The following is a 24315-nucleotide window of genomic DNA, read 5'->3' as shown; positions in this document are numbered from 1 at the left end:
TTCACGCCGCACACCTTCGCGGTCCGCAGACCGGTCCCTGTACGCAGGGCCAGGACCGAAACCAATGAAAGGTAACCGCCTGATGGCACGCCTCGCTGGTGTTGACCTCCCGCGCGAAAAGCGCCTGGAAGTCGCACTCACCTACATCTTCGGCGTCGGACGTACCCGCGCCGCCGAGACCCTCGCCGCCACTGGTATCAGTGGCGACCTCCGTGTCCACGAGCTCAACGACGACCAGCTCGTCGCCCTCCGCGACCACATCGAAGGCAACTACGAAATCGAAGGTGACCTTCGCCGTAGCGTCGCAGCCGACATCCGCCGCAAGGTCGAGATCGGCAACTACCAGGGTCGTCGCCACCGCAGCGGCCTGCCCGTTCGTGGCCAGCGCACCCGCACCAATGCCCGCACACGCAAGGGCAAGAAGAAGGCAGTTGCCGGCAAGAAGAAGGCACGCTGACCCCCGGGTGAGCTGAAACAGGACACAGGAGAAACCAAGACTTATGGCTACTGCAAGCCGCAAGGCATCCGCCGCCAAGACGAAGGTGCGCCGCAAGGAGAAGAAGAACGTCCTCGCGGGCCAGGCTCACATCAAGAGCACCTTCAACAACACCATCATTTCCATCACGGACCCCAACGGCGCCGTGATCGCATGGGCCTCCGCCGGCACCGTCGGCTTCAAGGGCTCGCGCAAGTCGACCCCCTTCGCCGCCCAGATGGCCGCCGAGGCCGCTGGCCGTCGTGCCATGGAGCACGGCATGAAGCGCGTCGACGTGTTCGTCAAGGGCCCCGGCTCGGGCCGTGAGACCGCGATTCGCTCGCTGGGCGCCGTCGGCCTCGAGGTCGGAACCATCTCCGACGTGACGCCGGTGCCGCACAACGGCTGCCGCCCGCCCAAGCGCCGTCGCGTCTGATCCGCCCGAGACTAGAAAAGGACTGAAAGAAAATGGCTCGTTACACCGGCCCAATGACCAAGAAGTCCCGTCGCCTCGGCACGGACCTCGTTGGCAATGACCAGGCGTTTGAACGCCGCCCCTACCCTCCGGGCGTCCACGGCCGTGGCCGCACGAAGGACTCCGAGTACTCGCTGCAGCTCAAGGAGAAGCAGAAGGCTCGTTTCGCGTACGGAGTGCTGGAGAAGCAGTTCCGTCGCTACTACGAGGAAGCTGACCGCCACCCCGGCAAGACCGGTGAGAAGCTCCTCCAGATCCTCGAGTCGCGTCTGGACAACGTCGTGTACCGCGCAGGTTTCGCGTCGACCCGTCGCCAGGCCCGCCAGCTCGTCGTGCACGGCCACTTCCTGGTCAACGGCCAGCGCGTGAACGTGCCGTCGTTCCGCGTCAAGCCGCACGACATCATCGACGTCGCCGAGAAGTCGCTGAACCTGCACCCGCTGGTCGTCGCCCGTGAGACCCACGGCGAGCGTTCCGTCCCGGGTTGGCTGGAGGCTCGTCCGAACCGGATGCGCATCCTGGTCCACCAGCTCCCCGTCCGCGAGCAGATCGTCGTGGACGTCCAGGAGCAGATGATCGTCGAGCTCTACTCCAAGTAGCAGCTCCCCGTGGGGCCGGTTGACGCCTGAGTCGACCGGCCCCATCTTGGGCCCTCGGGCCCGTCCGGCAGGGAGTGGTTCCCTGCCGGGTTTCGCGCCCTCAAATAGTGGTCGGCGCGGGAAGGAAACAAATGCTCATCGCACAGCGACCCATCCTCTCCGAGGAGTCGGTCTCCGAGTTCCGCTCGAAGTTCATCATCGAGCCCCTCGAGCCCGGCTTCGGCTACACCCTCGGCAACTCCCTGCGCCGCACCCTGCTCTCGTCCATCCCAGGAGCCTCGGTGACCAGCGTCAAGGTCGAGGGCAACCAGCACGAGTTCTCCACCGTGGAGGGTGTCGTCGAGGACGTCACCGAGATCATCCTGAACCTCAAGGGACTCGTCCTGTCCTCGGAGGAGGACGAGCCCGTGGTCATGTACCTGCGCAAGTCCGGCGCCGGAGCCGTCACCGCCGGTGACATCCAGCCCCCGGCCGGCGTCGAGATCCACAACCCGGAACTCCACATCGCCACCCTCAACGACAACGGCAAGCTCGAGATGGAGCTCGTCGTGGAGCGCGGCCGTGGCTACGTCTCGAGCGTCCAGAACAAGGACCCCGAGGCCGAGATCGGTCGCATCCCCGTGGACTCGATCTACTCGCCGGTGCTGAAGGTCACCTACAAGGTGGAGGCCACCCGCGTGGCCCAGCGCACCGACTTCGACCGCCTGATCATCGATGTCGAGACCAAGCCCTCGATGGCTCCTCGTGACGCCATCGCCTCTGCCGGCACCACGCTCGTCGAGCTGTTCGGGCTGGCCCGCGAGCTCAACGTCGCCGCAGAGGGCATCGAGATCGGCCCGTCGCCCGTCGACGAGCAGATCGCGGAGTCGCTGAGCCTCCCGGTGGAGGAGTTGGACCTGTCCGTGCGCTCCTACAACTGCCTGAAGCGCGAAGGTATCCACACCGTCGGCGAGCTCGTCGCCCGCAGCGAGGAGGACCTCCTCGACATCCGCAACTTCGGCTCCAAGTCGATCCTCGAGGTGAAGGTCACCCTCCACAACCTTGGGCTCGCCCTGCGTGACTCCGCCCCGGACTTCGATCCGCTGCAGGTCATCGAGGCCTACGACGAGGAGAACGAGGACGAGGCCGGAGCCGACGAGGCCGAGGACGACCTCACCGAGACCGAGCAGTACTGATCCCCGAGCACTGCTCGGACTGAACCGAAAGAGATACCTTCATGCCGAAGCCAACCAAGGGACCCCGCCTGGGCGGTAGCCCCACCCACGAGCGCATCATCCTGCGCAACCTGGCCACCCAGCTCTTCGAGCACGGCCGCGTCACCACCACCGAGACCAAGGCCCGCCGCGTGCAGCCCCTGGCCGAGAAGCTGATCACCAAGGCCAAGCGCGGCGATCTCGCCTCGCGTCGTCTGGTGCTGCAGTCGATCACCGACCAGTCCGTGGTGCACACGCTGTTCGCCGAGATCGCACCTGCTCTCGAGGGACGTGAGGGCGGTTACACCCGCATCACGAAGATCGGCCCCCGCAAGGGTGACAACGCCCCGATGGCCATCATCGAGGTCATCACCGAGTCGGTGGAGGAGTCTCGCGCCAACCGCGCCAAGGCCCCGCGCGCCGCTGCCAAGTCCGAGGCGCCCAAGGCCGAGTCGAAGTCCAAGTCCAAGGCCACCAAGTCCGAGGAAGAGGCCCCCGCAGTGGAGGACACCGAAGAGGTCGAGGCCACCGAGGCCGCCGACGTCGAGGAGCCCACGGCCGAGGCTGGGGCGACCACGTCCGAGGAAGCCACCGAAGAGGCTGCAGACGAGAAGTGACCTGCTGAGCAGTTCACGCCCAGGAGGGGCCCGGCATCCGCCGGGTCCCTCCTTCTCGTTGCGGTAGAGTCCGTGCAGGCCGACGCGACAGTCTCATCGCAGAACAGGAAACCCGCATGAACCTCCGCAAGTACTTCGTTGCCACCAGCGCCGCCGCCGCACTCGCCCTGACCGCCTGCGGTGGCGCCGAGGGGAACCAGGAGACGCCCAGCGGCGACTCCCCACTCGAGATCGGCATCGTGCAGTACGTCTCGCACGACGCCCTCGACGCCGTCCAGACCGGGTTCATCGCGGAGCTCGAGGCTGCAGGCTACGTCGACGGCGACACCATCAACGTCGAGGTCCAGAACCCGGAGGCGGACCAGGCGACGCTGACCCAGATCGCCAACCAGTTCGCCCAGGACGAGAAGGACCTCGTCCTGGCCATCGCCACCCCGGCCGCCCAGGCCGTCGCCCAGGTGATCCCGGAGCAGCCGGTGGTCTTCGCAGCCGTCACCGACCCCGTCGCCGCCGAGCTCGTGGCGAGCTGGGACGCGCCCGGGGGCAACGTCACCGGCGTTTCGGACATGAACCCCGTCGACGGCCAGCTGGAGCTGCTCCTCGAGATCGCGCCCGACGTCAAGACCGTCGGCATCGTGTACTCCTCGGGTGAGATCAACTCCGAGGTGCAGGTGGAGGCCGCCGAGGCGGCTGCGGCCGAACTCGGCCTGACCATTGAGAAGGCAGCCGTGTCCAACTCCTCGGAGGTGCAGCAGGCCGCCGAGTCCCTCGACGTCGACGCGTTCTACGTGCCCACCGACAACAACGTCGTGGCCGCCATCGAGGCGCTGCTGCAGGTCGCCGAGGGCAGCGGGCTGCCAGTGGTGTCCTCGGACGAGGGCTCCGTCGAGCGCGGCGCCATCGCATCCCTCACCGTCGACTACGAGCAGCAGGGACGCGACGCGGCCATCATGGCGATCGAGATCCTCGAGGGCTCCGAGCCTGCGGAGATGCCGGTCCGGGTCCAGGAGGAGTTCATGCTGAGCATCAACCCGGACGCCGCCGAGCGCATGGGCGTGACCATCCCCGACGCGGTCGTCGAGCGCGCCGGCAACACCTTCTGACCCAGACGGAACCCCACAGGCCATGATCACAGCAGTCGAGCTGGGACTCCTCTACGCGGTGATGGCCGTGGGGGTCTATCTCACCTATCGCGTCCTGGACTTCCCGGACCTCACCATCGACGGCTCCTACACCACCGGCGCGGCCGTCACCGCCGTGCTGATCATCTCCGACGTGCCCGTGGCGGTTGCGATGCTCGCGGGTACGCTCTCGGGCGTGCTCGCCGGAGTGGTGACGGGGCTGCTGCACGTGCTGGGCAACATCAACCCGCTGCTGGCGGGCATCCTGACGCAGATCGCGCTGTACTCCATCAACCTGCGCATCATGGGCAAGTCGAACGTACCGCTGCTGCGGGAGTCCACCATCATGACGCCACTGCGGGAGGCAGGGCTGCTCGGCACGTGGGGCAGCGCCGGGTTCCTCACAGTGGGAGCCGTCGCCATCGGAGCCATCCTCTACTGGTTCCTCGGAACCGGCTACGGCGTCGCCCTGCGGGCGACGGGGGACAACGAACTGATGGCCCGCAGCCAGGGCATCAACACCGGCACGGCCAAGATCGTCGGGCTCGCGCTGTCCAACGGGCTCGTGGCGCTGTGCGGCTCGCTGCTGGCGCAGTACCAGGGCTACGCGGACATCTCGATGGGGATCGGCCTGATCGTCGCGGGCCTCGCCTCGGTGATCATAGGCCAGGCGCTGTTCGGGATGACCGCGGTCTGGCAGGCGATCCTCGCGGCGATGGCGGGCTCCGTGATCTATCGGGTGGTGATCCAACTCGCGCTCAACGCCAACCTGAACCCGAACGACATGAAGCTCGTGTCCGCGGTACTGGTCGTGGTCGCGCTCGTGGTGCCCCAGGTCCCGGCAGTCAAGGCGATGCGCGCGCGGATGCGGCGCCGCCGAGTCGCAGAGGCAGGTGTCAGCTGATGCTCAAGATCGATTCGGTCACCAAGAAGTTCTTCCCCGGCACCAACAACGAGCGGGTCGCCCTGCGCCGGCTGAGCCTCAGCCTCGTCGAGGGCGACTTCGTCACGGTGATCGGCTCCAACGGCGCCGGCAAGTCCACGCTCCTCAACGTCATCGCCGGCCGGTACCGGGCGGAGGAGGGGGCCGTCCTGATCGACGACCTCGACGTCTCCCAGTTGCCCGAGCACCGGCGCGCCCGCTGGGTCTCCAGGGTGTTCCAGGACCCCATGGCGGGCACCAGCCCCCACCTGACCATCGAGGAGAACCTCGCCATCGCCTTCCACCGCGGCAAGTCCCGTGGGCTCAGGATGGCCGTGACCAAGGATCGCCGCGACGTCTTCCGCGAGGCACTCGCGACTCTCGAGCTCGGGCTGGAGGACCGGCTCCAGCTGCGGGTGGGCATGCTCTCCGGCGGCCAGCGGCAGGCCCTGAGCCTGTTGATGGCAACCTACCTGGAGCCTTCGATCCTCCTCCTCGACGAGCACACGGCCGCGCTCGACCCATCCCGTGCCGAGCTGATCACACGCCTGACCAAGGAAGCCGTCGAGCGCCACAACCTGACGGCCTTGATGGTGACGCACAACATGCACCAGGCGATCGAGCTCGGCAACCGGCTGATCATGATGCACGAGGGCGAGATCGTCCTGGAGGTCGACGAGGAGCGCAAGCGGACCACGACGCCCGAGAACCTGCTCGCAGAGTTCGGCCGGATCAAGGGAGCCTCCCTGTCGGACCGCACGTTGCTGGACTGATCGAGCATGCGCATCGCCCAGCTGGCCAACTTCGTGGGACCCACCTCGGGAGGCATGAAGGTGGTCATCGACAAGCTGGCCGAGGGGTACGTCGACGCGGGCCACGAGCGGATCTTCGTCTCACCGGGACCCCGGGACGAGGTGATGGAGACGTCGTCCGGCATCCACGTCTTCGTGCGCGCGCCGCGGCTGACGCCGCAGTACCGGATGATCTTCAAGCCCTGGCGGGCCCTCGACGTGCTGGCAAGGTTCCGTCCGGACTCGATCGAGGTCTCGGACAAGTGGACGCTCTCCCCGGCCGGCCGCTGGGCGTCCCGGCGTGGGGTCGGCTCAGTGCTGTTCAGCCACGAGCGGCTCTCCGAGATGCTGACGGACTGGCTGCGCAGGGGCCTCGGGGTGGAGGCGACGGTGGGGGCCCTCAACCGGCGCCTCGCGAAGGAGTTCGACGCCGTGGTGGTCACCTCCCGGTTCGCTGCCGAGGAGTTCGACGGCATCGGCGCCAGACTCGAGTTGGTGCCACTCGGGGTGGACCTCGAGACCTTCAACCCGGCTGCGGGGGAACCGGCTGACGACGGCGTCCTGAAGCTCTGCTACATCGGCAGGCTCAGCCACGAGAAGAGCCCGCAACTGGCCGTGGCCACCGCCGTGGAGTTGCACCGGAGGGGACGCCGGGTCCGCCTGGACGTGTACGGCACCGGTCCGGACCTCGAGGAGCTGCGCGTTCTGGCCGGCGATGCGCCCGTGTTCTTCCACGGCTTCGTCGACGGCCGGCAGGAGGTAGCCGGGCGGTTCGCCCGGAGCGACGTCTCGCTCTCGGTGTGCCCCTCGGAGACCTTCGGGCTCGCGGTGCTGGAGGCGATGGCCTGCGGCACCCCCGTGGTAACCGCCAACCGGGGTGGGGCCAGCGAACTGGTCGACGAGAACTCGGGGGCGCAGGGACCGCCGGACCCGGCGGCCCTGGCCGACGCCGTCGAGTCCCTCGTGCCCCGTCTGGGACCGGACTTGAGAGCCGCGGCGCGCCGCCGCGCCGAGGCCTACAACTGGTCCCACACCGTCGAGCGCATGCTGGCGTTGCACGAGGAACTGGCCGAGCGGGCCCCCTACCAGTCCCTGGGCGGGTTCGAGAGTCGACGCAGGAGGCGGACATGAGGATCAAGTTGACCGACCTGGCGGTGCTCGCCGGTGTCGCGGTGGCGGGCGGGATCGCGGGCGCCCCCCGGCCGGGGCGGAGCGGCCCCGATCGGAGTCTCGGCGGCATCCTGGCCCGGCTGCGGTCATCCGGCCTGGAGGGACGGGAACTGGCCGACGCCGCGATCGCCGCCGTCAACGAGGGCTTCCCCCAGCACTCCGTGTGGCACCTGTGGGAGTCGCCGGAGACCGCACTGGCCAACGGTCGTGGCTGGTCGCACCAGTACAACGCGATCCTGGCCCAGGTGCTGCGTGCCCTCGGCTTCGAGGTCCGGCGCGTGCACGCCGCACGGGTCCGGGGCTGGCGCCACCCGTGGTTCTACTCGAGCCACAGTTGGGTGAAGGTGAATCTGGAGGGGCGTTGGCTGGATGCGTGCGCGTCGCGCAGCACGAACAGACTGGGCGAGGTTGGCTTCGTGCCGGTTAGCGAGGAACTGGCGTACAGGCGCAGCACGCCCTACACCGTTGGCCTGGGCCTGGTCCCGTTCATCACGTTCGGCGTGTGGCGGGCATGGCTGACCGGCCGGGATGTCGCGCCGTGGATCTACCGGCGGCGTGACTGAACGGCGGACGAGTTCGTCCGCCTCACCGGTTCATCGGTGGACACATGGGCATCCACGGAATCACCTGACACCAACCCTGCGGCCGGACGATGTCACCCTGTATCGCCGCCGCGGCAGGGGCGGGCGAGAGTGAGCCGACGAGGGTCAGAGCTACACCAACAATGAGTGTCTTCACCCCTCCAGTGTGCCCTGAGAAACCAACAACTTCCACGAGAATCGTGTATTGCTCCCGACCAGCCGGTGACGTCCGTGAACATTCCGGGCTTTTCCGACGTGTTGACCCTAGACTTGGCCCCGTGAACAGCCTGCGGCAGCTGCGTGGGGGGTGGGTCGAGATCGTCGTCGCCGCCCTGATCACCGCGCTCTCGCTCCAGGCCGGACTCAGTGGGCGCATTCCTGTCGCCAGCGTCGTCGTGGACCTGGCCGCGCTGGCGGCGGTCCTACTCACCCTGAGGTGGCTGCGGATCGGGATCGCCGCCGCGCTCGCCGTCTCGGTCCTGCTGCTCACCGTCGACCCGGTCTCCGCCGGTGTGTCCACCTACCTCCTGATGCTTCCCGCACTGACGGCGATCCGGCGTGACAAAATCCCGCTGGCCGTGATCGTCACCGCGATCAACGTCGGGGTCGGCTGGATCACCAGCTTCAGGCTCGCGGGTGACCAGGCGGACCCCTTCGGCATCGTCCTGACCTGGCTCGTCCTGTACGCCATCATCTGGGGCATCGGCCTCGGCATGCGGGCCGCCTCCCGCAATGAGGCGGCGCGACTCGCCGCCAGGTACCGCCGCCAGCAGCTGGAACTGGCACTCGAACTGCACGACTCCGTCTGTCGGGACCTGTCGATGTTGGTGATGCAGGCGGAGGCGGCCAACCACTCCGGGACGGCTTCACCCGAGCAACTGGAGTCGCTCGCCGAGCGTGCCCGCTCGGCGAACCAAGCCGTCCGGGAGGTCGCCCGCCTGCTTGGCGGTGCCAACCGCAACACCGTTCCGGAGATCTCGCTCGAGTCCGCCCTCAAGTCCGGCACGCACGAACTGCGCTCGCTCGGGTTCACGGTGCAGGCACGTGCGGCGCTCGTGGGCGAGTTGGCCCCGGGCGTCGACACGGCTGCCGGCCGCATCCTGCAGGAGGCGCTGCACAACGTCGCCAAGCACGGCTCCGCCCAGGCGCCCTGCCTGGTGACCGTCGAACGCACGGCCGACGCGTTGGAGATGATGGTCTCCAACCTGCCGGGCCGGGGCGGCACCGGATCCCCGACGCGGCTGGGGCTGCGGGCGATGAAGGAGCGGGCTTCAACCCTCGGGGGGAGCGTGCACTCCAAGGAGGTCGACGGGATGTGGATCTGCGAGGTCGTGCTGCCCATGCCGTCGCGGGCGCAGACACCCGCCAACTGAGGTCGGGCTCGATCAGTCCTCGGCGAGGAGTTCCAGCACCAGTGGTTTCACCCTCGTGCCGTAGAGCTCGATGCTGCGCATCATGTCCTCGTGGGGGAGCGTCCCGGCGCCGTACTTCATGCCGAATCGGGTCGCGCCCAGCTCCCTGACCGTCGTGGCGATCTTGCGTGCCACGGTCTCCGGCGAGCCGAGGTGGAGGGCGCCGTGGTGGATCTCCTGTTCGAACTGGGCGCGGCTCGCCGGCGGCCAGCCGCGTTCCCGGCCGATGCGCGTCATGTTCTCGGCGTAGTGCGGCCAGTAGAGGTCCGCCGCCTCGTCGTCGGTCTCGGCCACGAAGCCGTGGGAGTGGACGGCGATGCGGCGCTCGCCGTGCCCGAACTGCGCCAGCGCCTTGTGGAACAACTCCGTGAACGGCTGGAACCTCGAGGGGGCCCCGCCGATGATCGCCAGTTCCAGGCCGAGCCCGTACTTCGCAGCCCGGACGACGGATGCAGGGGTGCCACCAACGGCCACCCAGGTGGGCAGCCCGAACTCGTGGTCGGTGGTGGGGAAGACGCGCTGCTCGGTGAGCGGGGGCCGGGTCTGCCCGGACCACGTGACCGCGTCCTCTGCGCGCAGGGCCGCGAAGAGGTCGAGCTTCTCGTTGAACAGGTCCTCGTAGTCGGACAGGTCGTGGCCGAACAGTGGGAAGGACTCGATGAACGAGCCCCGTCCCAGAGAGACCTCCGCACGGCCCGAGGAGATGCCGTCGATGGTGGCGAACCGCTGGTACACCCGGATCGGGTCGTCCGAGGACAGCACGGTCACGGCCGAGATCAGCTTGATGTTGCTGGTGCGGGCCGCGATGGCCGAGAGCACGACGTCGGGGGCGGAGACCGCGAAGTCGGCACGGTGGTGCTCTCCGATGCCGATGACGTCGACGCCCACCCTGTCGGCCAGGACGCCCTCCTCCACCAGGTTCCGCAGCACCTGCGGGTGCGGCAGCCGCTCGCCGTCGGGACCGTTGGTGATGTCACCGAAGGTGTGCAGTCCGAACTCGAGGTGGTCAGTGTGTCGTTCCGTGCTCAGCGCCATGTGGCCAGCCTATGCCGGGTCCACGACGGCAAGGGACGTTGACAGGAGGATCGCTTGGGTAAAGACTCTGCGCAGGTGTCGACGGATCGGGGGAACCATGAACGACATCGCTGGGAAGTATGCATGCCCATCGGGCCGGGGAACGGCCATGGGGCGAACGCTGCTGGGAATCATCGCCGCACTCGCGCTGGCCGTCAGTTGGCTGGCGATGACACCGCACACGGCCAGTGCCGCAGAGCTGACCGCCGTGACGCTGTACGGACCGACCAACCGGACGACAAGCACCATCAGTTTGCGCTTCGACAGGGTCGTGGAGTCCGCAGGGACCTGCCAGACGGACATCGGCTACGAGTTCAACAGCGGTTCCGGCTGGCTTGAGGGCGGGATGTTCGGCGGCAACGCGTGCGACAACCCGGACCCGGGTTACAAGTTCAAGAACCTCGCTTCCGGGACCACCTACCGGTTGAGCGTGCGCGCCTACCGCCTCGTCGACGGTGCCAAGGTGGACTTCTCGCAGCCGAGCACGCTCACGGGGACCACCTTGGGGGAGGACTCCAGAGCCGACGCCCACGCCGGAGCCGACGCCCACGCCCGAGCCGACGGGGGATCCGACGGCTGAGCCGACCCCCACCGCCTCTCCGGACCCGGCGGGCCTTTCGGCGCCACGGCTGCACGGTCCGACGAACCGGACCACCAGCACCATCAGCGTGCGCTTCGACCGGGTCGCGGAGTCGCTCGGCGTCTGTCGCGCCGACATCGGCTACGAGTTCAGCCACGGCGCCACCTGGACGGACGCGGGAACCTTCAGCGGCAACGCCTGCGACAACCCCGATCCCGGCTACAAGTTCAAGGCACTGGCCTCCGGGACCAACTACGAGCTGAGTATTCGCGCGTACCTGGTGGTCGACGGCGTGAAGGCCGAGTACTCGCCGGTCGCCAGCATCAGCGGCACCACCCTGGGCGATGCCGCGCCGGAGCCGACCCCGACACCCACTGCCGAACCGACTCCCACTCCGGAACCGACTGCCACGCCCACCGGCGAACCGACAGGGGAGCCAACCCCCGACCCGAGCCCCGAGCCGACGGCCGACCCGAACGCCCTGTCCGCGCCGGGTATCCACGGACCGACCAACCGGACGCTCACCACCATCAGCGTGCGGTTCGTCCGTCCGGCCGAGTCCGACGGCGTCTGCCAGGCCGACATCGGGTACGAGTTCAACCGCGGCGCCGGCTGGGTCGACGCCGGAGGCTTCAGCGGCAGTGCATGCACGAACCCGGACCCGGGCTACAAGTTCTCCGGACTCTCGCACGGCACCACCTACGACCTGCAGGTCCGCGCCTACCGACTCGTAGATGGCGTGAAGGCTCAGTTCTCGTCGGCGTCCTCACTCACGGCCACCGCCCTGGGCGAAGCGGGCACCGACCCCACGCCGTCGCCCACTCCCAGGCCCACGGGTGAACCCACGGCCTCGCCGTCGCCCACCCCGACCGGGGAGCCGGCGATCATCTCCGCCCCCGATGCGCGGTCCCGTCAACCGGACGACCACGACGATCAGCATCGTCGTGGACCGCGCGCCGGAGTCCAACGGGGTGTGCAACCCCGACATCGGCTACGAGTTCCTGGGTGGGTCGTTCGCCGACTGGTACGACCACGGTGGCTTCATGACGGCGCCCTGTGACGATCCCGACCCCGGCTTCAAGTTCTCCGGCCTGCAGCCCGGCACCGAGTACGTGCTCAGTGCACGTGCGTACCGGATCGTCGACGGAGTGCGTCACTACTCCGACGTCAGCAGCATCACGGCCAGCACGCTGCCCGAGCCGACGCCGGAGCCGACGCCCACGCCCGAGCCGAAGCCCACGCCCACGCCTGAGCCGACGACGCCCACGCCGGAACCGACGCCGGAGCCGACGCCCACGCCGGAACCGACGCCGGAGCCGACGCCAGAGCCTGAGTCGACGCCCACGCCTGAGTCGACGCCCACGCCAGAACCGACGCCGGAGCCTGAGTCGACGCCCACGCCTGAGTCGACGCCCTCGCTCGAGCCCGAGGAGGTACCCACCGTCGAGGCTGACGAGTGACCCGCTGAGGTGGCGTCGGCCCCGTGAGACAAGCCGGCCCCGGTCCGTGATGGACCGGGGCCGGTTGGACTCTCGACTGAGTCAGGCGAGGGCTGCGGAGGCTGCCTTCGCCTTGGTGAGGCGCTCGGCGACGTCGTTCCAGTTCACGACGTTCCACCACGCATCGACGTAGTCGCCCTTCACGTTCTTGTACTGCAGGTAGTAGGCGTGCTCCCACATGTCGAGCTGGAGCAGCGAGATCTGCCCCGACGGCAGGTTGCCCTGCTGGTCGAACAGCTGGTTCACGTTGAGGCGCTGGCCCAAGGTGTCCCAGACGAGCATGGACCAGCCGGAGCCCTGCACGCCGTTGGCGACGGCGTTGAAGTGGGCCTGGAAGGCGTCGAAGCCGCCGAAGAACTCGTCGATGGCTGCAGCGACCTCACCCTCGGGGCGGCCACCGCCGTCCGGGGACATGTTCTTCCAGAACACGGAGTGGTTGATGTGGCCGCCGAGGTGGAAGGCCAGGTCCTTTTCCAGCTTGTTGACGTTGCCGAGGGCGCCGTTGGCGCGGGCCTCGGCCAGCTGCTCGAGGGCGGTGTTGGCGCCCTTGACGTAGGTGGCATGGTGCTTGCTGTGGTGCAGCTCCATGATCTCGGGGGCGATGTGCGGCGCGAGCGCACCGTAGTCGTAGTCCAGATCCGGCAGTGTGTAGTTCACTTTGCTTGTCCCTTCTCCGTCGTTCCGCGGTGTCACCGCGCGTTCCCTGCCCATCCTAGGCATCCGGGTCCAAACGGTGCGTGGTCTTCAGGATGCGGAACCCCTTGGCCGAGGCCAGTTTCGCTGTTGGCCAACCCTGCTCGGTCAGCCAGACGGCGAGCGAGTCGGCGCCGAGGTTCTTGCTGACCACGAGCCAGGCCGTTCCCTCCGGCTTGAGCCGGGGGAGCCAGTGCAGCAGCAGGTCGTGCAAGGCCTCCTTGCCGATCCGGATGGGCGGGTTGGACCAGATCTGGTCGTAGGTGGTCCTCTCCCCGACTTCGTGGGGGAGCCTGGCCGCCACGCGCGCGGCCACCCCAGCGGCCTCGGCGTTGCGCTCGGTGAGGAGCAGGGCGCGTTCGTTCACGTCGACGGCGTCGACGGTGACCCCGGGGGACGCGGCGGCCACCCCAACTGCGATCGGCCCGAAACCGCAACCCAGGTCGAGCACGTGACCCTCCTGGGGCGGTGCGACGGTGCGCAGCAGCACGCTGGTGCCCAGGTCCAGCCGGCTGCCTGAGAAGACCCCGTTGGCGGTGGTGAACGTGTGGTCGATGCCGAAGATCGTCGCGTCCACCTCGCGGGTGACCATCGGGCCTGCGTCGTTGGTGAAGTAGTGGCTCATCGGTCCTCCAGGGTCCGCACGGCCCGCGCCTGCTCGGCGCGGACGGCGAGTTCGTCGTCGGCGGGGTAGCCGACCTCCTCCAGCGTGAGCCCTCGCGCGGGCATCACGAGGATCTCGTTGTGGCGGGTGGTGCTTGCGCTGGCATCGGCCAACCACTCCATGCTGCGACGCCTTCCGGCCACGGCCGTCAGCGCCCCCACCACCGAGCGCACCATCGAGTGGCAGAACGCATCCGCCAGCAGGTGCACCTCGACGACGCCGTCGCTGGTCCGGGTGGCCGAGACCTCGCGCAGGTCCCGGATGGTGGTGGCGCGCTCGCGGGGCTTGCAGAAGGCAGCGAAGTCACGCAGCCCGCGCAGGAGCCCGGCGGCCTCGTTGAAGAGTTCCACGTCGACGGGGTGGCGGACGGGTGCCACGCGGTGGCGTTGCAGGGGGTCTGGGGAGTGGTCGGTGTCCACGAGTCGGTAGCAGTAGCGGCGCCAGAGCGCGGAGAAGCGGGCCTCGAAGCCCGCCGGTGCGGGGGAGACGCGGCGCACCACGACGTCGTCCGGCAGCACGCGGGTGAGCCGGCGCAGGAGGGTGGCTGCGATGTCCTCGTCACCGTCGAGGTCCACGTGGCAGACCTGCGCGGCGGCGTGAACGCCGGCGTCGGTGCGACCCGCCACCACCAGGGCGGGCCGTTCGGCTAGGCGCAGCACCTGTGCGATGTGGCCCTCCAACACCCCCTGCACGGTCCGGTGCCCGGGCTGGAGTGCCCAGCCACGGAAGTCGGTGCCGTCGTAGGCGAGGTCGATCCGCCAGCGCATCAGGTGCGCTTCCGGTAGGTGAGGTCGTGCACCTCGCGCCCGGCTGCGAGCCCGCGGGCCTCGTACTTGGTCACGGGGCGCTCGGCGAACCTCGGTGCCCAGTCGCCGTGGACGTTGACCAGGCTTGGGTGGGCGTCCAGGACCTCCCGCTGCCAGAGCGCGTAGTCCTCCCAGTCGGTCGCCAGCCGCCACAGTCCGTCGGGGGCGAGCCGGTCGGCGACGACGTCGGCGAATCCCGGGTTGACCAAGCGGCGCTTGTGGTGGCGGGTCTTGTGCCAGGGGTCGGCGAAGAACGTCCAGACCTCGTCCAGTACGCCGGACCCGAAGAGCACCTCGAGCCCGCGAGCGCCGTCGGCGAGGACGACGCGGATGTTGTCCACACCCTCGCGGCCCATCCGTCCCAGGGTGGAGGCCACCGCCGGCTCGAAGACCTCGAAGGCGATGAAGTCGGTCTCCGGTCTGGCGGCGGCCATCGCCACCAGCGACTCCCCGTTGCCCGAGCCGATCTCGACGATCCGGGGGGCGGTGCGCCCGAACGCCGCGTCCCAGTCGACGTGGGCGTCATCGGCCACGGAGGTATCCAGTTCTGCCGCGGGGACGTCGACGACGAACCTCGGCGCCAGGCGTTCCCACGCCTTCTGCTGGGACTCGTTCATGCGGGTGCTGCGGCGCACGAAACTGACGACGCCGCGGTGCGGGCGGGATACCTTGTTGACCACTGCCCGAGCCTATCGTGGACGTCGCCGGGAACGACCGCAGGCCGGCCCGACGAGTCGGTGACCGGCCTGCTCGATCGAACGGGGCGGCGCGCCCCTTCGGTTCACTTCTTCTTGGACGACTTCTTCGCCGACATCTTGTCCGCCTTGGCGGAGTCCTTCTTGGCCGCGACCTTCTTGGGTGCGTCCTTCTTCTTGGCCGCCTTGGAGGAGTCCTTCTTGGCTGCGACCTTCTTGGGTGCGTCCTTCTTCTTCGAGGACTTCGATGCTGCCTTCTCGGCCGACTTGGCCTTGGCTGCCTTCACGTCCTTCTTCTTGTCCTCAACCTTGTCAGCCTTCTTGGCGTCCTTCTTCTTGGCCACTGGTGGCCTCCTTGTCTGGTCAACGGAATGTTGACATCACTCAACCACTCACCCCTGTGGCTGTCAACCTCTGGTTGACGCAGGCGTGTTGTGGATACGATTCGGGGCATGGCGAGGAAGCAGTCGGGCGATGGCTCGAAGACGGAGGCGTTGGCCGAGCTGGATCAGGCGCGCGCGGGTCGGGAGTCGGCCGAGGCGGCCGAGCGTGCTGCCGTGCTCTCCGCGCGGGAGGCCGGTGTCTCCTGGTCGCGCATCGGTGAGCTCTACGGCCTCACGAAACAGGGCGCTCAGCAGCGGTTCAAGCCAGGCGTGAAGCGCGCGCTGGCCGAAGCGGGGGACTGAGCCAGCCCGCCGGCCGGCTGATGCCGCGAGGTCCTGGTCGAGGGTCGTGCTGTGCCGTCTCGCTCCCTGCGTGGCCAAACCGGGGCACCGGTCTTGTTGAATCTTGTACCTCATGGAATACTTGAAGCGTCAACCCTTCAGGAGGTCACGGGCATGAACACAGGAACACAGCACTCGGCAGGCCGGCTCGCAGCGGGCACCACCATGGATCGCCTCGAACTCCGGGTGCGCGACATGGAGACGATGGTCAGGTACTACACCGAGGGCGTCGGGCTGGTCCCGTTGCGCACGGAGCCTGGAGCCGCGGTGCTCGGGCTCGGCGGCACTGAGGTGCTGCGCCTGTCGGAGGCGAAGGATCTGCGCCCGGGGCGCTCCGGTGACGCAGGCCTGTTCCACACCGCGGTCCTGTTCGACTCGGCCGCCGCGCTCGCGAGGTCGATGGAGTCGATGCTCACCAAGGTTCCGCAGACCTACACCGGCGCCGGCGACCACCTGGTCTCGCGCGCCTTCTACTTCACCGACCCCGAGGGCAACGGTGTGGAGCTCTACCACGATCGCCCCCGCGACGAGTGGAGGTGGGACAACGGGCAGGTGCAGATGGCCACGCTGTGGCTCGACCCGGTCGACTTCGTGCGTACCAACTACGCCGACGGCGACCTCTCCGGTGTGCTGGGGCACGTCCACCTCCAGGTGGGCGACGTCGCCTCGGCCAGGGACTTCTACGTCGACACGCTGGGCTTCGACGCCACGGCGGAGTTCGGCAGCTCGGCGCTGTTCGTCTCCGCGGGGGGCTACCACCACCACATGGCGATGAACGTGTGGAACTCCGCGGGGGCGGGCCCGCGCCTCAACACCCTCGGCATGGGTGTCGTCGACATCATCGTCCCGACCGAGGACGAGCTCCTCGCCGCCCGGGACCGTCTCGAGGCCCGAGGCGTCGACTCCACCCTCGATGGGGGCAGCCTCACGGTGCTCGACCCCTGGCGCAACGAGCTCAGGCTGCGCGTCGGCTGACGTGCTCGGGGTGTCGGTTCAGGTGTCGACCCGGGGGATTCCCGATGTGGGGGCGGGTGTGCGCGCGTAGGCTCGGAAGGGACAGTTCGCGCCCGAAGGCAGGGAGTCCCATGCGCACCATTCTAAACGTCATCTGGTTGATGTTCGGCGGTATCTGGCTCGCCGCGCTCTACTTCCTCGCAGGCATCATCGCCTGCGTGTTCATCATCACGATCCCGTTCGGCATCGCCTCCTTCCGGATGGCGCGCTACGTCCTGTGGCCCTTCGGCAAGGCCGTCGTGCAGCGTCCTGACGCTGGTGTGGTGTCCGGTATCGGCAACGTGATCTGGTTCCTCGTCGCGGGTTGGTGGCTGGCGCTGGCCCATGTCGCCACTGCCATCGCGCAGTCGCTGACCGTCATCGGGATCCTGGACGCCGTGGTGAACCTGAAGATGATCCCCGTCACGTGCTTCCCCTTCGGCAAGCGGATCGTGGACCGCGGGTCGCTGCACCCAGGCCAGCGCCCCCTGCACTCGATCTGAACCGACGGGGAACAAACCTGCGGAACGTGCGTTGGACATGATAGTTTAACTTTCAACAACGATACGAGATACGGCAGGAGCACCATGCAGTTCGGAGTCTTCACCATCGGGGACATCACCCAGGACCCCACCGACGGCACCACCCCAACCGAGAACGAGCGCATCCGCAACACGATCGCGATCGCCCGGCACGCCGAGGAGGTGGGCTTCGAGGTCTTCGCCACCGGCCAGCACCACAACCCGCCGTTCGTGGCGCCCGCGAGCCCGCCGGTGCTGCTCAGCTACCTCGCCGCACAGACCGAGAAGCTGCAGCTCTCCACCGCCACGACGCTGATCACCACCACCGATCCCGTCCGGATCGCGGAGGACTACTCCTACCTGCAGCACCTCGCGGGCGGCCGCCTGGACCTCACGATGGGGCGCGGCAACACCGGCCCGGTGTATCCGTGGTTCGGCAAGGACATCCGCCAGGGCATCCCGCTGGCCGTCGAGAACTACCACCTGCTGTACCGGCTGTGGAACGAGGACGCCGTGGACTGGCGCGGACAGTTCCGCACGCCCCTGCAGGGCTTCACGGTCACCCCGCAGCCCCTCGACGGCGTCGCCCCGTTCGTGTGGCACGGTTCGATCCGTTCGCCCGAAATCGCGGAGCAGGCCGCCTACTACGGCGACGGCTTCTTCCACAACAACATCTTCTGGAACTTCGAGCACGTCAAGCAGATGGTGAGCCTCTACCGCCAGCGCTACGAGTACTACGGCCACGGCCAGCGTCACCAGGCGTTCGTGGCGCTGGGCGGTCAGGCCTACATGGCCAGGAACTCCCAGGACGCGGTGCGCGAGTTCCGCCCGTACTTCGACAACGCGCCCGTCTACGGCCACGGCCCCTCCCTGGAGGACTTCAGCCGCATGACCCCGCTCACGGTCGGCTCCCCGCAGCAGGTCATCGAGCGCACGCTGACGTTCCGTGACTGGGTTGGCGACTACCAGCGGCAGATGTTCCTCATCGACCATGCCGGCCTGCCCCTGAAGAAGGTGCTCGAGCAGCTCGACCTCTTCGGCTCCGAGGTGCTGCCCGTGCTCCGCAGGGAGTTCGCGGCGCTCAAGCCCGACGACGTCCCCGAGGCGCCAACGCACGAGTGGCTCGTGGAGCGCCGCCGTCGTGGCGAGCAGCCGGTGCCCGGCGGTCGGGAGGGCTCGCAGGCGTGGATCGACGAGCAGGAGAGCGAGGGTCGCGGTGAGTGACGGCTTCGCCCCGGTGAACACGGACCCGTTCACGCCCGAGGCGCGCCACATCGCCGTCGTCGCGGGCGGTCTGGGGGACCCGTCCTCGACGAGGCTGCTCGCGGACCGGCTGACCGAGGCCGCCACCGCGGCGCTGTCGCAGGAGGGGATCGTCCCCGAGGTGCACGTCATCGAGCTGCGCGAGCTGGCCACCGCCATCTCCGACGCACTGGTCACGCACAACAACTCCCCGGCGCTGGCCGATGCCATCGACCAGGTCGAGCAGGCCGACGGGATCATCACCACCGCCCCGACGTTCAAGGCCACCTACTCGGGTCTGTTCAAGTCCTTCTGGGATCTCGTCGACGACCAGGGAATCGTGAACGTCCCCGTCCTGCTCGGGGCCACCGGCGGCACGTCACGACACTCCCTGATGATCGACAACGCCATGCGTCCGCTGTTCGGGTACCTGAAGGCCAAGACCATCCCGACGGCCGTCTTCGCGGCCTCCGACGACTGGGGTGAGGTGGTGGGGGCGGCCGAGTCCAGCCGCACCAGCCCGTTGCAGTCGCGTATCCTCGATGCCGGCGAGGACTTCGCCTCCGTCGTGGCCCGGCTCAAGCCGCGGCCACGGCGTTCCCGGGGGGAGCCCAAACCCCTCGAGGTGGTCTCGTTCAAGAACCTCCTCCGGGGCCCGGGTTCCTGAGCCGTCGCCCGGCGGCCTCCGGTCGCCCCGTTTTGACGACGAGGGCGATCGGACGTAAGATCGGTAGCTGTTGCGCGCCGTGTCGGCTCCTGGTGGATTCACCGGGTCAGCCCGCTGCGCAATCACCACATTTTGTTGACAACGTATGGAAGTTGGTCTGCGTCCGTGTCCACGTACACCCCAAAGCCAGGCGAGATCGCCCGGAACTGGCATGTGATTGATGCTGAAGACGTCATCCTTGGCCGTCTCGCCACCCAGGTGGCCACGCTGCTGCGCGGCAAGCACAAGCCGACGTTCGCACCCCACGTCGATGGCGGTGACTTCGTCGTCGTCGTCAACGCTTCCAAGATCGCCCTTTCCGGCAACAAGCGCGAGGACTCGCTCCGCTACAGCCACACCGGTACCCCCGGAGGCCTGAAGTCGATCTCCATCGGCGACCTGCTCGCCAAGGACCCGCGCAAGGCCGTCGAGAAGGCTGTCTGGGGCATGCTCCCCAAGAACAAGCTGAGCCGCCAGCTGATCAGCAAGCTCAAGGTCTACTCCGGCCCGGAGCACCCGCACGCTGCGCAGAAGCCGCAGCCCTTCGAGATCACCCAGATCGCACAGTGAGCCGAGGACTGACAAATGACTGAGACCCAGACCGCTGAAGTCGAAGAGACCGTCGGCGACGAGATCAAGCCGTTCACGGACGAGCAGGATCGCGAGATCGCCTACCGCTCCGACTCGAACCCGGCCACCGCCTCCGGCGAGTCCGCCCGCCAGGCAGTCGTCGCCCCCGGTGCCGCCACCGGCCGCCGCAAGGAGGCCGTCGCCCGCGTCCGGATCACCCCGGGCTCCGGCAAGTGGACCATCAACGGCCGCACCCTGGACGACTACTTCCCGAACAAGGTGCACCAGCAGCTCGTGAGCGACCCGTTCGCCACCGCCGGCGTGGTGGACGCCTACGACGTCATCGCCCGCATCGACGGCGGCGGCATCACCGGCCAGGCCGGCGCCCTGCGTCTGGGCGTGGCCCGTGCGCTCAACGCCGTGGACGCCGAGGCCAGCCGCCCCGCCCTGAAGAAGGCCGGCATGCTGTCCCGCGACGCCCGCATCAAGGAGCGCAAGAAGGCCGGACTCAAGAAGGCCCGCAAGGCGCCCCAGTACAGCAAGCGCTGATCCAGCGCTGCTCTGCAGCAACTTCCGCTCCAGTCCCCGTCGGCCCAGCCGGCGGGGACTGTTGCATTGCCCCACGGTGGGTGAAATCGCTCAATCCCAGTGTGCGCCACTAGAGTGGCGCGCATGGAAAGACTCTTCGGAACCGACGGCGTTCGTGGCAGGGCCAACGTCGAACTCACTGCAGAACTGGCCCTCGACCTGTCGGTCGCGGCAGCCCACATCCTGGGGGAGGCCGGTGTCTTCAACGGCCGCCGTGCCACCGCCCTGGTGGGCCGCGACCCGCGCGCCAGCGGGGAGTTCCTTGAGGCCGCCGTCGTCGCAGGTCTCGCCTCCGCAGGGATCGACGTCGTCCGCCTCGGGGTGTTGCCCACGCCGGCCGTCGCGCACCTCGTCAACGAGATGGACGCGGACCTCGGCGTCATGATCTCGGCCTCGCACAACGCCATGCCCGACAACGGCATCAAGTTCTTCTCCAAGGGCGGGGTGAAGCTCGACGACTTCCTCGAGGACGCGATCGAGAAGCGGATGGGCGAGGAGTGGAACCGTCCCACCGGGGCCGACGTCGGCCGCATCCGGGCCGACTACGGCATGGTGGAGGCCTACGTGGCACACCTCGTGGGGTCCCTCGGGAACGAGGGCTCGCTGCACGGGATCAAGGTGGTCGTCGACTGCGCCAACGGGGCGGCCGCGATGACCGGGCCGAGCGCGTTCGCGGCACAGGGCGCCGACGTGGTCGCCATCCACGCCGAGCCGGACGGCCTGAACATCAACGACAACTGCGGCTCCACGCACCTCGGATCCCTGCGGGAGAAGGTGCGTGAGACCGGCGCCGACCTCGGGATCGGCCTCGACGGCGACGCCGACCGCTGCCTGGCCGTCGACCACGAGGGCAACGTCGTGGACGGGGACCAGATCCTCGCGATCCTCGCGCTCGAACTCGCCGAGAACCACAAACTGCACGCGGACACCGTCGTGGCCACCGTGATGAGCAACCTCGGCCTCACCAACGCCATGGCGGCCCACGGCATCAAGGTGGACCGCACCAAGGTGGGCGACCGCTACGTGCTGGAGTCCATGAACGCCAACGGCTTCGCGCTCGGCGGCGAGCAGTCGGGACACGTGATCCTCAGCGAGTTCGCCAACACCGGCGACGGGGTCCTCACCGGCCTGCACCTGGCCGCCCGGATGGCCCAGACGGGCAAGACCCTCAAGGAACTCGCATCCGTGATGGAGGTGCTTCCGCAGGTGGTGGTCAACGTCGGGAACGTGGACAAGCTGCGCGCCGGCATCGACACGGAGGTGACTGGCGCCGTCGCCGCGGCCGCGGAGGAGCTCGGCTCGTCCGGCCGCGTCCTGCTGCGCCCCTCGGGCACCGAGCCCCTCGTGCGCGTCATGGTCGAGGCGCCGACCGTTGAGCAGGCGCGGGAGATCGCCGACCGGCTCTCCGACAAGGTTCGAGTCCGGTTGGGGCGCTGACCCGGCACTCCCGGCGGCCTCAGTCGTCGTCCGGGACCAGCTTGGCGTCCTGCCGGGGCAGGAACACCTCCTTGTAGATCGTGAGGATCGAGGCCGTCACGGGCACGGCGACCAGCGCGCCGAGCAGGCCGAGCAGGGTGCCGCCCACCATGGCTCCGATCAGCACCAGGGAGCCGGGGATGGAGACCGCCTTGGACATCGCGCGCGGCGTCATCACGTAGGCCTCGACCTGCATGTAGGCGAAGTAGACCCCGACGAAGACCAGGCCGAGCCAGCCGATGGTGAGCAGGGAGACCACGGAGGCGATCACCCAGAACGCCACCGAACCGATCATCGGGATCATCGTGATGAACAGCGCCAGGACGGCCAGCAGGGGAGCGAAGGGCACGCCCAGCTTCGTCATCAGGACCAGCGTGAACACCGCGTTGCAGAACGCCAGGATCGCCATGCCCGAGACGTAGCTGCCCACCGACGAGGTGAGTTGCTCGGTGAGGCGGGCAACCTGTGGCCGGCCGTACGCCGGTGCGGTGCGCACGATCGCCCCCTTGAAGGTGTTCAGCGAGGCGAGGAAGTACAGCGTCAGGACCAGCACGATCAGGGTGCCGGAAACCCCGTTGACCAGGCCCGATCCGACGGCCAGGGCGCCGCCGCCGATCGCGAGGATGTTGGCCGGGTTGGAGATCCAGTCCCGGACACTGGAGATGATCCCCTCGTAGACCTCCTCCTGGCCCGTGGTCTCCACGATCCGCTGGAACCACGCGGTGTCCTGGATGTCGGTCAGGTACCTCGGGAACGACTTCGCGAACTCGGTGATCTGGATCACGGCGGTCGGGATGACGAGGGCAAGGAGGGCCGCCACTACGATCGCGAACAGCAGGAACACGACGCCGATAGCCAGGCCGCGGCTCAGCCTGTGGCGCTCCAACCATCGCACCAGCGGGTCGAGCGCCATGGCGATGAACAGCGCCACTCCCACCGAGATCAGAACCGTGGCCAGGGACGACAGGGCGCCGCCCAGCCAGATCGCCACCAGGCCGCCGAAGGTCGCCAGGAACCCCCAGGCGAACGGATTGCTCAGGCTGGCAGCCACCAGCTTGCGGGGCCGTCGTCGGACGGGGGCGGTGACTTGCTGGTCCGCGGGCACGAGCTCGGGTTCGTCTGCCATGGTCGGCAGTCTAGGGACAGGGGCGGGTCCTACAGCTTGCGAATCGCGATCGTCTCGACGCTGTGGTCGGCACCCTTGCGCAGCACCGCGGTTGCGCGCTCCCGGGTGGGGGCGATGTTCTGGCGCAGGTTCGGCCCGTTGATGGACTCCCAGATGTGGCTGCCCCGCGCCACGGCCTCCTCGTCGGAGATCTCGGTGAGGCGACGGAAGAAGCTGCGCTCGTCGCGAAAGGCGGTGGCTCGCAGCTGCATGAACCGGTCCAGGAACCAGGTCTTGATGTCGGCCTCGGCCGCGTCGACGAAGACGGTGAAGTCGAAGAAGTCGCTCACGGCCACCCCGGCGCGGCCCTCGGAGTCGACCCTGGCCGGCTGGAGGACGTTGAGGCCCTCGACGATCAGGATGTCCGGGCTCTCGACGACGATGTGCTCGTCCGGGACGATGTCGTAGACCATGTGGCTGTAGACCGGGGCGCTCACGGACGGCACGCCGGACTTCACGTCCGTGACGAACTTCAGCAGCGCTCGCCGGTTGTAGGACTCGGGGAAGCCCTTGCGCTCCAGCAGCCCGCGCCGGATCAGTTCCTCGTTCGGGTGGAGGAAGCCGTCGGTGGTGACGAGGTCGACCTTCGGATGGCCGGGGGCGCGGCGCAACAGTTCCTGGAGCACGCGAGAGGTGGTCGACTTGCCGACCGCCACCGAGCCCGCGACGCCGATCACGAACGGGGTCCGGCGCACCTTGAGGTTGAGGAACCGGTTGCTGTCCTTGACGAGGTTGCCGGTGTTGGCCATGTAGAGGTGCAGCAACTGGGTCAGCGGCCGGTAGATCTCCCGCACGTCGTCGCGCGAGGTCGGGTCACCGAGGCCGCGCAGTCGCTCGAGTGTCCCTTCGTCGAGGGCGATCTGGGTGTTGTCGGCCAATGCCGCCCAGGCCCTTCTGCGCAGCAGTACGTAGGGACGAGCCACCGTCCACCCTTTCGCGATGTCATTGGTTTGGGGCCAAAG

At 68.3% G+C, this 24315-nt stretch carries 30 protein-coding genes; 22 read left to right on the top strand and 8 right to left on the bottom strand.

The features are described from left to right. The first annotated feature begins 82 nt into the window (after nt 1-82). The 11 genes from rpsM (at nt 83) to FOJ82_RS03095 (ending at nt 9317) form a co-directional block, all read left to right on the top strand. Nucleotides 83-457, top strand: coding sequence for a 30S ribosomal protein S13 (rpsM, locus tag FOJ82_RS03145; protein ID WP_143936976.1), 375 nt, complete (start codon nt 83-85; stop codon nt 455-457). Between the two features lie 43 nt (nt 458-500). Further along, the gene (rpsK, locus tag FOJ82_RS03140) at nt 501-911 is read left to right on the top strand and encodes a 30S ribosomal protein S11 (RefSeq protein WP_143936975.1); all 411 of its coding nucleotides are present in this window, start codon (nt 501-503) and stop codon (nt 909-911) included. Nucleotides 912-943: 32 nt separating this feature from the next. Beyond that, nucleotides 944-1549: a 30S ribosomal protein S4 gene (gene rpsD / locus FOJ82_RS03135; protein ID WP_143936974.1), complete on the top strand. Its 606-nt coding sequence runs from the start codon at nt 944-946 to the stop codon at nt 1547-1549. Nucleotides 1550-1680: 131 nt separating this feature from the next. Continuing rightward, the gene (locus FOJ82_RS03130) at nt 1681-2724 is read left to right on the top strand and encodes a DNA-directed RNA polymerase subunit alpha (protein WP_143936973.1); all 1044 of its coding nucleotides are present in this window, start codon (nt 1681-1683) and stop codon (nt 2722-2724) included. Nucleotides 2725-2765: 41 nt separating this feature from the next. Next, a complete protein-coding gene (gene rplQ / locus FOJ82_RS03125) occupies nt 2766-3359 on the top strand; it encodes a 50S ribosomal protein L17 (protein WP_143936972.1) in 594 nt (197 codons plus the stop codon). Between the two features lie 116 nt (nt 3360-3475). Beyond that, entirely contained in the window at nt 3476-4462 is a 987-nt protein-coding gene (locus tag FOJ82_RS03120) for an ABC transporter substrate-binding protein (protein WP_143936971.1), read from the top strand. Between the two features lie 22 nt (nt 4463-4484). After that, nucleotides 4485-5384 (top strand): ABC transporter permease, encoded by a 900-nt coding sequence (locus tag FOJ82_RS03115; RefSeq protein WP_143936970.1) that lies wholly within the window; start codon nt 4485-4487, stop codon nt 5382-5384. Continuing rightward, nucleotides 5384-6175 carry an ABC transporter ATP-binding protein gene (locus tag FOJ82_RS16840; protein ID WP_143936969.1) on the top strand — a complete coding sequence of 264 codons (792 nt, stop codon included), beginning with the start codon at nt 5384-5386 and terminating at the stop codon, nt 6173-6175. Before FOJ82_RS03115 ends, FOJ82_RS16840 begins: the two co-directional genes overlap by 1 nt. A gap of 6 nt (nt 6176-6181) precedes the next feature. After that, nucleotides 6182-7324, top strand: coding sequence for a glycosyltransferase (locus tag FOJ82_RS03105; protein WP_143936968.1), 1143 nt, complete (start codon nt 6182-6184; stop codon nt 7322-7324). Next, nucleotides 7321-7926, top strand: a complete 606-nt coding sequence (locus FOJ82_RS03100; protein ID WP_143936967.1) for a transglutaminase-like domain-containing protein — start codon at nt 7321-7323, stop codon at nt 7924-7926. Before FOJ82_RS03105 ends, FOJ82_RS03100 begins: the two co-directional genes overlap by 4 nt. Before the next feature lie 296 nt (nt 7927-8222). Further along, nucleotides 8223-9317, top strand: a complete 1095-nt coding sequence (locus FOJ82_RS03095) for a sensor histidine kinase (protein ID WP_185975598.1) — start codon at nt 8223-8225, stop codon at nt 9315-9317. Between the two features lie 12 nt (nt 9318-9329). On the opposite strand, the gene FOJ82_RS03090 is transcribed toward FOJ82_RS03095, so the two are convergent. Further along, nucleotides 9330-10391, bottom strand: coding sequence for an LLM class flavin-dependent oxidoreductase (locus FOJ82_RS03090; protein ID WP_143936965.1), 1062 nt, complete (start codon nt 10389-10391; stop codon nt 9330-9332). Between the two features lie 148 nt (nt 10392-10539). Here FOJ82_RS03090 and FOJ82_RS16115 point away from each other — a divergent pair, with 148 nt between their 5' ends. From FOJ82_RS16115 to FOJ82_RS16110, 3 genes are all read left to right on the top strand, one after another. Further along, nucleotides 10540-11010: a hypothetical protein gene (locus FOJ82_RS16115; protein ID WP_185975597.1), complete on the top strand. Its 471-nt coding sequence runs from the start codon at nt 10540-10542 to the stop codon at nt 11008-11010. Nucleotides 11011-11098: 88 nt separating this feature from the next. Continuing rightward, on the top strand, nt 11099-12070 hold the full coding sequence (locus tag FOJ82_RS16835; protein WP_281279918.1) for a hypothetical protein: 972 nt from the start codon (nt 11099-11101) through the stop codon (nt 12068-12070). Beyond that, the gene (locus FOJ82_RS16110; protein WP_185975596.1) at nt 12054-12470 is read left to right on the top strand and encodes a hypothetical protein; all 417 of its coding nucleotides are present in this window, start codon (nt 12054-12056) and stop codon (nt 12468-12470) included. Before FOJ82_RS16835 ends, FOJ82_RS16110 begins: the two co-directional genes overlap by 17 nt. 81 nt (nt 12471-12551) lie before the next feature. Here FOJ82_RS16110 and FOJ82_RS03070 read toward each other — a convergent pair whose 3' ends face one another. The 5 genes from FOJ82_RS03070 to FOJ82_RS03050 form a co-directional block, all read right to left on the bottom strand. After that, a complete protein-coding gene (locus FOJ82_RS03070) occupies nt 12552-13166 on the bottom strand; it encodes a superoxide dismutase (RefSeq protein ID WP_246099722.1) in 615 nt (204 codons plus the stop codon). 55 nt (nt 13167-13221) lie between these two features. Next, nucleotides 13222-13827, bottom strand: coding sequence for a class I SAM-dependent methyltransferase (locus FOJ82_RS03065; RefSeq protein ID WP_143936962.1), 606 nt, complete (start codon nt 13825-13827; stop codon nt 13222-13224). Continuing rightward, on the bottom strand, nt 13824-14636 hold the full coding sequence (gene truA, locus FOJ82_RS03060; protein WP_143937394.1) for a tRNA pseudouridine(38-40) synthase TruA: 813 nt from the start codon (nt 14634-14636) through the stop codon (nt 13824-13826). Before truA ends, FOJ82_RS03065 begins: the two co-directional genes overlap by 4 nt. Then, a complete protein-coding gene (gene trmB / locus FOJ82_RS03055) occupies nt 14633-15352 on the bottom strand; it encodes a tRNA (guanosine(46)-N7)-methyltransferase TrmB (protein ID WP_143936961.1) in 720 nt (239 codons plus the stop codon). The genes truA and trmB overlap by 4 nt, the downstream gene beginning before the upstream one ends. 101 nt (nt 15353-15453) lie before the next feature. Beyond that, nucleotides 15454-15711, bottom strand: coding sequence for a histone-like protein 2 (locus FOJ82_RS03050; RefSeq protein ID WP_143936960.1), 258 nt, complete (start codon nt 15709-15711; stop codon nt 15454-15456). Between the two features lie 108 nt (nt 15712-15819). Here FOJ82_RS03050 and FOJ82_RS03045 point away from each other — a divergent pair, with 108 nt between their 5' ends. The 8 genes from FOJ82_RS03045 (at nt 15820) to glmM (ending at nt 22149) form a co-directional block, all read left to right on the top strand. Continuing rightward, nucleotides 15820-16053, top strand: coding sequence for a hypothetical protein (locus FOJ82_RS03045; RefSeq protein ID WP_143936959.1), 234 nt, complete (start codon nt 15820-15822; stop codon nt 16051-16053). Between the two features lie 153 nt (nt 16054-16206). Continuing rightward, nucleotides 16207-17067 carry a VOC family protein gene (locus FOJ82_RS03040; protein ID WP_143936958.1) on the top strand — a complete coding sequence of 287 codons (861 nt, stop codon included), beginning with the start codon at nt 16207-16209 and terminating at the stop codon, nt 17065-17067. A 110-nt stretch (nt 17068-17177) separates the two neighbouring features. Beyond that, the gene (locus tag FOJ82_RS03035; RefSeq protein WP_143936957.1) at nt 17178-17588 is read left to right on the top strand and encodes a YccF domain-containing protein; all 411 of its coding nucleotides are present in this window, start codon (nt 17178-17180) and stop codon (nt 17586-17588) included. Between the two features lie 84 nt (nt 17589-17672). Then, nucleotides 17673-18830, top strand: a complete 1158-nt coding sequence (locus FOJ82_RS03030; protein ID WP_143936956.1) for an LLM class flavin-dependent oxidoreductase — start codon at nt 17673-17675, stop codon at nt 18828-18830. Beyond that, on the top strand, nt 18823-19515 hold the full coding sequence (locus FOJ82_RS03025) for a CE1759 family FMN reductase (protein WP_143936955.1): 693 nt from the start codon (nt 18823-18825) through the stop codon (nt 19513-19515). The genes FOJ82_RS03030 and FOJ82_RS03025 overlap by 8 nt, the downstream gene beginning before the upstream one ends. A 165-nt stretch (nt 19516-19680) precedes the next feature. Next, the gene (gene rplM, locus FOJ82_RS03020; RefSeq protein ID WP_143936954.1) at nt 19681-20124 is read left to right on the top strand and encodes a 50S ribosomal protein L13; all 444 of its coding nucleotides are present in this window, start codon (nt 19681-19683) and stop codon (nt 20122-20124) included. Between the two features lie 15 nt (nt 20125-20139). Continuing rightward, nucleotides 20140-20673, top strand: a complete 534-nt coding sequence (rpsI, locus tag FOJ82_RS03015) for a 30S ribosomal protein S9 (RefSeq protein WP_143936953.1) — start codon at nt 20140-20142, stop codon at nt 20671-20673. 123 nt (nt 20674-20796) lie between these two features. Beyond that, nucleotides 20797-22149, top strand: coding sequence for a phosphoglucosamine mutase (gene glmM / locus FOJ82_RS03010; RefSeq protein WP_143936952.1), 1353 nt, complete (start codon nt 20797-20799; stop codon nt 22147-22149). 19 nt (nt 22150-22168) lie between these two features. Here glmM and FOJ82_RS03005 read toward each other — a convergent pair whose 3' ends face one another. Next, on the bottom strand, nt 22169-23314 hold the full coding sequence (locus FOJ82_RS03005) for an AI-2E family transporter (protein WP_143936951.1): 1146 nt from the start codon (nt 23312-23314) through the stop codon (nt 22169-22171). Nucleotides 23315-23343: 29 nt separating this feature from the next. Beyond that, nucleotides 23344-24276, bottom strand: coding sequence for a type I pantothenate kinase (coaA, locus tag FOJ82_RS03000; protein WP_143936950.1), 933 nt, complete (start codon nt 24274-24276; stop codon nt 23344-23346). Between the last annotated feature and the right edge of the window lie 39 nt (nt 24277-24315).

The sequence above is a fragment of the Tessaracoccus rhinocerotis genome (assembly GCF_007197885.1).
Taxonomy (GTDB): domain Bacteria; phylum Actinomycetota; class Actinomycetes; order Propionibacteriales; family Propionibacteriaceae; genus Arachnia; species Arachnia rhinocerotis.
This window is presented reverse-complemented; position numbering and strand designations above follow the sequence as displayed.